Source organism: Micromonospora sp. NPDC050495 (assembly GCF_040655175.1).
Lineage (GTDB): Bacteria > Actinomycetota > Actinomycetes > Mycobacteriales > Micromonosporaceae > Micromonospora.
This window is the reverse complement of record NZ_JBFAJK010000102.1, coordinates 1-7,300: the sequence shown is the minus strand read 5'-3', so window position 1 is coordinate 7,300 and position 7,300 is coordinate 1. Positions and strand designations below refer to the sequence as shown.

Below are 7,300 nucleotides of genomic sequence, written 5' to 3'. Positions count from 1 at the left end.
CGCCGCATAACCACACAGCGCCAACCCCATCCCGGCTCCGCTGCGCTACGCCGGGATGCTGCCGCGCGTCTGGACACGGTCATTTTCGGATTAGAGCCTCGCCATGCAGCCTTGAACGGGTAGCCCGGGTGTCGGATCTTGGAGCCGGTGGCGAATCCGGTCTTAGGTTGGGCCCGTTGGTTGCGCCATCGGATGTAGTCGCCGATCGCCGCGTCCTGCTCCGCTTCTCACGGCGTTCCTTCGCGCGTCAGAAAGTGGTGACCTGGCAGAACTCACGGCGATCCTCTCAGAGGACGTGACCGCCTGGAACGACGGGGGCGGCGCGGTGCGCGCCGCCCTTCGCCCGATCGTCGGGCGACCGAACGTCCTGGCGTTCGTGGCCGGCCTGCGGTCGCGGTGCGGGATCGGCCCGGCGCGGCTCGTCAACGTCAACGACTGGGGCCCGGTGAAGTGGTCCACCTGTTGTGAGAGCCCGATGCCCCATGATGGGGCTGGGAGGAATCATCACGATGGGTACTCGACGGCGGCACACGCCGGAGCAGATCATCCGCAAGCTGCGCGAGGGCGAGAAGCTGATCGGCCAGGGCGGTGCCCTGCCCGAGGTGTGCAAGCAGCTGGAGATTTCCGAGGCGACCTGGCACCGGTGGGTGGCGCAGTACAGCGGGATGAAAGCCGATGATGCCAAACGGCTCAAGGACCTGGAGCGGGAGAACGCCCGGCTGAAGAAGATCGTCGCCGATCAGCTGTTGGACATCGACATGCTCAAGGAGCTGAACCGGGGAAACTGGTGAGCCCGGAGCGCCGCCGCCGCGCCGTGACGGTGCTGCAGCAGCGCTTCGGAGTATCCCAACGACGTGCGTGCCGGCTGGTCAGGCAGCACCGGTCGGCCCAACGCCGGCCGGCGCCGGCTCCTCGTGACGCTGATGAGGTGCTTCGGGCTCGGCTGCGGCAGATCTCCGCGCAGTATCCGCGGTGGGGGTGGCGCAAAGCCCACGCGATCGCCGCCCGGGAGGGCTTGGTGGTCAACCGGAAACGCACCCGCCGGCTGTGGCTCGACGAGGGCCTGAAACGCCCGCCCAGAGTGCGTAAGAAGCGGCGGGCCGGACCAGGTCGTCACCAGCGGATGCGCGCGACGCGGCCGGATCAGATGTGGGCGTTGGACTTCCAGGTCGACGTCACCGCCAACGGCAGGCAAGTACGGTTCCTCAACATCGTCGACGAGTACACGCGCCAAGCCCTGGCCACCCGCGCAGCCCGTTCCTTCACTGCGGACGCCACGGTCGCCGTCCTCGACGAGGTCAGCGCGCGGCTGGGTCGGCGGCCGGAGCACATCCGCATGGACAACGGCCCCGAGCTGACCGCCCACGCCCTGACCGACTGGTGCCGCTACACCGGCGTCGACCCCGCCTACATCGACCCCGCATCCCCATGGCAGAACGGGATCTGCGAGTCGTTCAACGGCCGTTTCCGCGACGAGTTCCTCACCTGCGAGCAGTTCGACGCCCTCCTCGAGGTCCAGGTACTGGCCGAGGACTGGCGCATCGAGTACAACACCTACAGACCCCACGGCTCGCTGGACTGGCTCACCCCCGACGCCTACCGGCAGCAGTGGATCACCAACCGGCAACCAACGCTCTCATAGCCGGTGGACCACCAACCGGGGCCCAGTCAGTCGCCAGCCCTGCGGGGGCCCAACGGCACCCCGATCCCAGCGCTTATTCGTCGTAGTGCTCGCGCTGGCGTACGAGTGGCTGCCTTCAACAGCAACTGCCGGTATGCCGCCTGTTCATGTAGGACGGGTGGATGCCGCGGACGTCGATGGTGACTCGGTCGATCAGGCGGCCCGCACGGGTGGTCACGTGCACAGCGAGGCTGCCAGTTGGACGCCCCATGCCTCTGCTCGCGACTCCTCGTCGCTGACCAGAGGGCCGGCGGTCCCGGCGACGCGGAAGCTCTCCCCGCGTTCGGCCTTTTGGAAGCCCCGCTTTTTCAGCGCCTTGTATGCGGCCTTGGATGCAGAACCCAGCGCGAACCGCATCTCGAGTGAAGTGTCGAAGGTCACCACGCGCAGGTCCGCGCGTGGGGTCACCCGCCCGATCCACTCCTGAATGCCGATGCCGTCCTTGACAGTTGCCCCCTTCTTGGCGGCCTGAATGCGTGTCTGCGCCTTTGGCATCGAGTAGTCGTGCGTGGGGGCACCGACCAGTAGCAGGTCGATGTCGGTACCGAGTTCGTGAGGTGCCTCGCCCGGCCGGACGACGGTGACGGCGCCGGCGCCGAGGGACCGGGCCAAGCCGGAAGCGATGGTCTGGGCGACAGTACGGGTATTGCCGAAGTAGGACTCGGCGACGATCAGAACAGTCATGGGTGGCACTTCTCCTGTCAATGCCTTGTGCAGGTGTTTTTGGGCCCGTTCGAGCCCTGTCATCTCCCTGATGCAGCAACGTCCGACGGAGGCCTAAGCCACACCAGGCAGACGGTGACCAGTCCGGCCAGGGAGGGAAGCAGCCCGACGATGCCATACATGGCAGGAAGGACCCGATCGTACTTGTCTCCGTAGAAGGTCAGGTCGAACAGGGCGACGCCCGCGCCCAGGGCGAACAGGACGGTGGTGACCACACGTGCGGCGGGCTTGTGCTTCGCGACGGTCCGGATCGCCCAGATCCAGCCGGCGATGCCGAGCAGACCGACGGCGCACAGGTAGATCACGATTGCGTTCCGGTCGCCGGAAACCAGGTCGGCAGACCAGTCGGGGTAGGTCTCGCGTACATGGTCGGTCAGGCTGTCGACGGTGAACATGTCGATGAATGGGAGCAGCATGGCTGCCACGGTCAGGGCCAGCCCGGCATACATGACGGAGGACGGTCGCGGGACCGGCGGTCGGGTTCGCCTGGTTCTGTGGGATGACACGGTTGCTCCTTTGTCGAGGTCCGATAGCGGACGTACCCAGCATTCTTATGAAGTAAGATTACTGCTGCTAGACTATACTTACGATGTAAGATTCGTCACGGGAAGGGGACACATGCCAGCCAGCCGAACTCGTGGGCAACGGGCCGGGATCACCCGACAGGCCATCCTCCAGGCCGCGCTGCGTCTGGCCGATCGGGAGGGCCTCGCGGCGTTGTCTATGCGCCGGCTCGGCGCCGAGCTAGGCGTGGAGGCCATGACCCTGTACCACCACGTCCCGAACAAGAACGCGCTCCTCGATGGGATGGTCGAGCACGTCGCCTCGGAAGCAAACCCGCCGTCATTCGGGAATTCCTCATGGCGGGAGGAGCTGCGCGACTACGCCCATTCGCTCTTGGCGGCACTCTCCGCACATCCGAACGTGGTTCCCCTGTTCATGTCCCAGCCCGCCGTGACCCCGCAGAACCTGCGGACCATGGAGGCTGCGCTTGAAACACTGTGCGCGGCGGGATTCGAACCGCGGCGGGCTCTGGACGTCGTGTACTCCCTGACGGAATTCGTCCTGGGACATGCCGCCATTCAGGTAGGAGCCGCACGGGCCGGTCAGGATGGGCCGGGTCGGGCGGCAAGCCTGTCCGCCGTCGACCAGGACGCCTACCCACTGCTCTCTCAGGCCGCCCGCGCCGACCAAAAGCACGGCACGATGTCCCGATTCGATTTCACCCTCGAAGCCCTGCTGTCGGGGTTCGACACCGCCCGATCCGTCCCACACGAGAGCGAACGCCAACGAGGCACCGCATCCTGAGGAACGGTCGCGCCCCGCCTTCGCGGAATCCTTGCCCGCCGGTCTTCGAGGCCGACATGCTGCCGTACAGTTTCGGGCTCCGCCCGAAACGGTCGGCGCATGATGCCCTGCAGGCGCCCATCTCGGCCGCCGCGTGCGCGACAGGACGGCCGGTGTCGGCGACGCGTGAAGACTGACCCTCTGGCGGCGCGTGGGTTCCAGTAGTTGTTGCAACACCTCCTAGATCATTTGGATGTGTTGATGGGACGGCGTGGGCGCAAGCGGCAGTTGGATGTCGAGGCTCGGTACTGGCAGCTGCTGTTGTCCGGGGTCGGGACGGTGCAGGCGTGCCGGATGGTCGGGATTACCCGGAAGACCGGCTATCGGTGGCGGGCGGAGAATGGCGGTATCCCGCCGGTACGGATCGCCGAGGCGGCCAGGTCGAACCGCTACCTGTCGCTGTTGGAACGGCAGCGCATCGCCACCCTTCGCGGTCAGGGCCTGGGCGTGCGGGAGATCGCTCGCCGGATTGATCGATCGCCAGCCACGGTCAGTCGGGAGCTTCGCCGCAACATCCGCCACCACGACAAAGCATACGACGGGGACCTGGCGCACGCGAGAGCTCGACAGCGCACCAGACGCCCGCGGCGGGGCAAGCTCAACCTCGATTCCGAGCTACGTGACGTGGTACAGGGCAAGCTTGAGCTGGACTGGAGCCCAAAGCAGATCGCCCAGTATCTGCGTCGCGCCTTTCCCGACCGCGACGACTGGCACATCTGCCACGAGACGATCTACCAGGCCCTCTACCACGGCGGCCGCGGTGGCTTGAGCCGACAGCTAAGCCGACGACTTCGCACCGGTCGCCCGCTACGGCGCCGGCGCCGCCGCACCGGCCAACGGCAGTGCCGATTCATCGTTCCGGCACTGCTGATCGATCAGCGGCCTGCCATCGTCAACGCCCGCGTTCGCATCGGGGACTGGGAAGGCGACCTGATCGTGGGACGGATGAGCCAAAGCGCCATCGGAACCCTCGTCGACCGGACCAGCCGATACCTGCGGCTGGTGCACTTGCCGGATGGTCACCGCGCCGACCAACTCCGGGCTGCGCTCGTCAACGTTCTGGAGCAGCTTCCAGAGGCGGGGCTGACGCTGACCTGGGACCAGGGCTCCGAGATGGCACACCACAAGCAGTTGGCCGAACACTTCCGTGACGGAATCTACTTTGCCCGGCCGGCCAGTCCGTGGCTGCGTGGCACCAACGAAAGCACCAACGGGCTCCTACGGCAGTACTTCCCGAAGGGCAGCAGCCTGGCCGTGCACGGGCCAGACATGCTGCGAATGGTCGAGGACCGCCTCAACCACCGGCCTCGCAAGATCCTCGGCTGGCGCACACCACACGAGGTCTTCCACTCCGCTCTGGCATCCTGATCGTGAGACAGCGTTGCGACGATCGCTGGAATTCACCCTGGAACCCACGCGTCGCCAGGGGGTCCGTTTTTAGCCGTCGTTGACAGCCGGATAGGATCCGGGCAACCAGTAACGCCTGCCGTGAACGGTTAGCCGGGCATTACGGTAGGACACGAAGACCTCCGCGCGGTGAAGACTCGACACCTCCACCACACCCGAGGTGTCTTCGCCATCCTCCAAGACCCCGAAGTGTCATCACTGCTCGCGGTCACTCCACCTAGCACCTGACCCGGACTGTGCTGGCGAACGAAGTCCCACCTCGTAGGTCTTTCGCATGCCCTGACGCGGCACGCCCGGCTCAGCCGATGAAGGCATTGACGGCACGGGCGAACGCGACCGGCTGGTCCTCCGGGATGAAGGTGCGGCTGTCCTCGATCTCCACCAGCCGCGCGTCCGGCAGCAGCTCCACCAGACGCCGCCCGTGCGCGGGTGGCATGACGCGGTCCTCCTTGGCCCACAGCACGAGCACCGGCCGGGCGAAGCCGCGCAGCCCCTCTGCGGCCGCCATCATGTCGCCGCGGCGCGTCGAGCGCAGATACATGGCCAGATCGCGGCGGATCTCGCTTCGGGTCACCAATCCCTCGAACCAGCGATCGGTGATCTCGTCCGGAATCGGCCGGATGCTCATCAGGCCGAGCGCGGTCGGCTGCCGCCGCACGAAGCGCAGCCGCAGCCCCTGCGCCACGAGCCACAGGCCTCCGGGCACCTTGGCCGCGAGGGAGATCGACCTCCCCGGCAGGCCGGGCGGAAAGTTCTCGAACAGCTCGCATGACGAGACCACGAGCCGCGCGATGCGCTCGGGCCGCAGCGCGGCTGCGAACAGGAACAGCCCCGAGTCGTTGCCGACGAGGGTGACCTCCCGCAGGTCCAGGGCGTCCAGGAACTCCACCTGCAGCCGCCCGATGCCGCGCGGCGTAAGGTCGGCGTCCCGGCGCATGGGCGTGCGGTGGGCGCCCAGCGGCAGTACGGGCACGATGACCCGGCAGCGGTACCGCAGCGCCGGGACGACGTTCCGGTAGAACGAGCCGTCCATCCCGAGCCCGTGCATGAGGACGACGACCGGGCCGTCCCCTCCGGTGTCCTCGTACTCGACGGTTCCTGCGGTGAGCTCAACGCTGGGCATGCGCCTGCCTCTTGCAATGATCCTCGACCCGGGCGTAGGGGACGCTAGCACCAAGGGTGGGGATCTGGGCGATACGGCTACCGTGCGTGCGGTCGGTGTGCTGACCGCGCGATGGGCACGCGAGGGGCCGGACCGGCGGTGGGGCGACGGTCTTCTCGGCGGCCGGGTAGGTCCCGCTGATCACTCGGTCACCGGCCAGCGGGCAGTCCTCCAGGAACGGCTCCACCGTCACCAAAGCCTGGGCCGATTACGGCTACAAGACCAAAGCCGTGCGCCGCCCACCTCGGCATCAATCTCGAAGTCGTCCAACGCGACCCCACCACCCGCGGATTCCACGTCCAACCCCGTCATTGGGTCATCGAACGCACCCTCGGCTGGCTCATGCACCATCGCCGCCTGGCCCGCGACTACGAAACCCACCCCCACCGCTCAGCCGCCATGATCCAACTGGCCGCAATCAACCTCATGACCCCGCCCGAACCGGCGCTTGTACTCCGATGGAGTGATGCCAGTCTTGCGACGCATCAGCGTCCACGACGACACCGACGAATTTTTCCTGGTGCTCGACGGAGAGCTGCACATCTCCTTGCGCGAGCCCGCCGGGGAACGCACGGTCCTGCTCGCACAGGGTGCGGTCTTCACCGTCCCCCGGGGCACGGAGCACAAGCCGTCGCTCCGTCCGGTGCAGCCATCCTTATGTTCGAGCCCGCCGGAACACCGACAGTCGGCGATCGCCACGACGAGATCCCGGACCACGTGGACGCAACGATCGGGCACGCACTTAACCCCTGAGCTGACAGGCTTCGGGGGCACCTTCCAAGGGCGATCAGCCCGTCACCGGGGCGGTTCGTTCACCGGACTGCCCGGCGGGAGCTGCCAGGTACTCATTCCTGCTCGCCGTACGCCTTGAGCACCGACGCGTCGCCTGTGTTCCGCAGCTCAGCGTCGATATAGTCGGCGTCGCGGTGTGAAGGTGCAGGTCAAGGCGTTGCAGTCTGGTGGAAACTGCGAAAATCCCT

The 7,300-nt window shown here is 66.8% G+C and carries 7 protein-coding genes and 1 pseudogene; 4 read left to right on the top strand and 4 right to left on the bottom strand.

All coding sequences use genetic code 11. The annotated features are described in order from the left end of the window. Nucleotides 1–104: 104 nt before the first annotated feature. A pseudogene (locus AB0I11_RS34070) lies at nt 105–224 on the bottom strand (IS630 family transposase); the annotation flags it as partial. 285 nt (nt 225–509) lie between these two features. On the opposite strand from AB0I11_RS34070, the gene AB0I11_RS34065 reads away from it, so the two are divergent. Beyond that, a protein-coding gene (locus AB0I11_RS34065) for an IS3 family transposase (protein ID WP_357330021.1) occupies nt 510–1,642 on the top strand; the annotation gives its coding sequence in 2 pieces (ribosomal slippage) (nt 510–774 and nt 774–1,642; 1,134 coding nt in all). Between the two features lie 213 nt (nt 1,643–1,855). Here AB0I11_RS34065 and AB0I11_RS34060 read toward each other — a convergent pair. After that, nucleotides 1,856–2,365, bottom strand: coding sequence for a flavodoxin/nitric oxide synthase (locus tag AB0I11_RS34060; protein WP_357330019.1), 510 nt, complete (start codon nt 2,363–2,365; stop codon nt 1,856–1,858). A 59-nt stretch (nt 2,366–2,424) separates the two neighbouring features. Next, nucleotides 2,425–2,853 (bottom strand): hypothetical protein, encoded by a 429-nt coding sequence (locus AB0I11_RS34055; RefSeq protein WP_357330017.1) that lies wholly within the window; start codon nt 2,851–2,853, stop codon nt 2,425–2,427. Between the two features lie 169 nt (nt 2,854–3,022). Between AB0I11_RS34055 and AB0I11_RS34050 the strand changes: the two genes are divergently transcribed. Both AB0I11_RS34050 and AB0I11_RS34045 read left to right on the top strand, forming a co-directional pair. Beyond that, the gene (locus AB0I11_RS34050; protein WP_357330015.1) at nt 3,023–3,712 is read left to right on the top strand and encodes a TetR/AcrR family transcriptional regulator C-terminal domain-containing protein; all 690 of its coding nucleotides are present in this window, start codon (nt 3,023–3,025) and stop codon (nt 3,710–3,712) included. Between the two features lie 240 nt (nt 3,713–3,952). Beyond that, a complete protein-coding gene (locus tag AB0I11_RS34045; protein ID WP_357330023.1) occupies nt 3,953–5,119 on the top strand; it encodes an IS30 family transposase in 1,167 nt (388 codons plus the stop codon). 337 nt (nt 5,120–5,456) lie between these two features. Here the strand turns inward: AB0I11_RS34045 and AB0I11_RS34040 are convergent, their stop codons facing one another. After that, nucleotides 5,457–6,281, bottom strand: coding sequence for an alpha/beta hydrolase (locus tag AB0I11_RS34040; protein ID WP_357330013.1), 825 nt, complete (start codon nt 6,279–6,281; stop codon nt 5,457–5,459). A 505-nt stretch (nt 6,282–6,786) separates the two neighbouring features. On the opposite strand from AB0I11_RS34040, the gene AB0I11_RS34035 reads away from it, so the two are divergent. Continuing rightward, on the top strand, nt 6,787–7,191 hold the full coding sequence (locus AB0I11_RS34035) for a cupin domain-containing protein (RefSeq protein ID WP_357330011.1): 405 nt from the start codon (nt 6,787–6,789) through the stop codon (nt 7,189–7,191). The last annotated feature ends 109 nt before the right edge of the window (nt 7,192–7,300 follow it).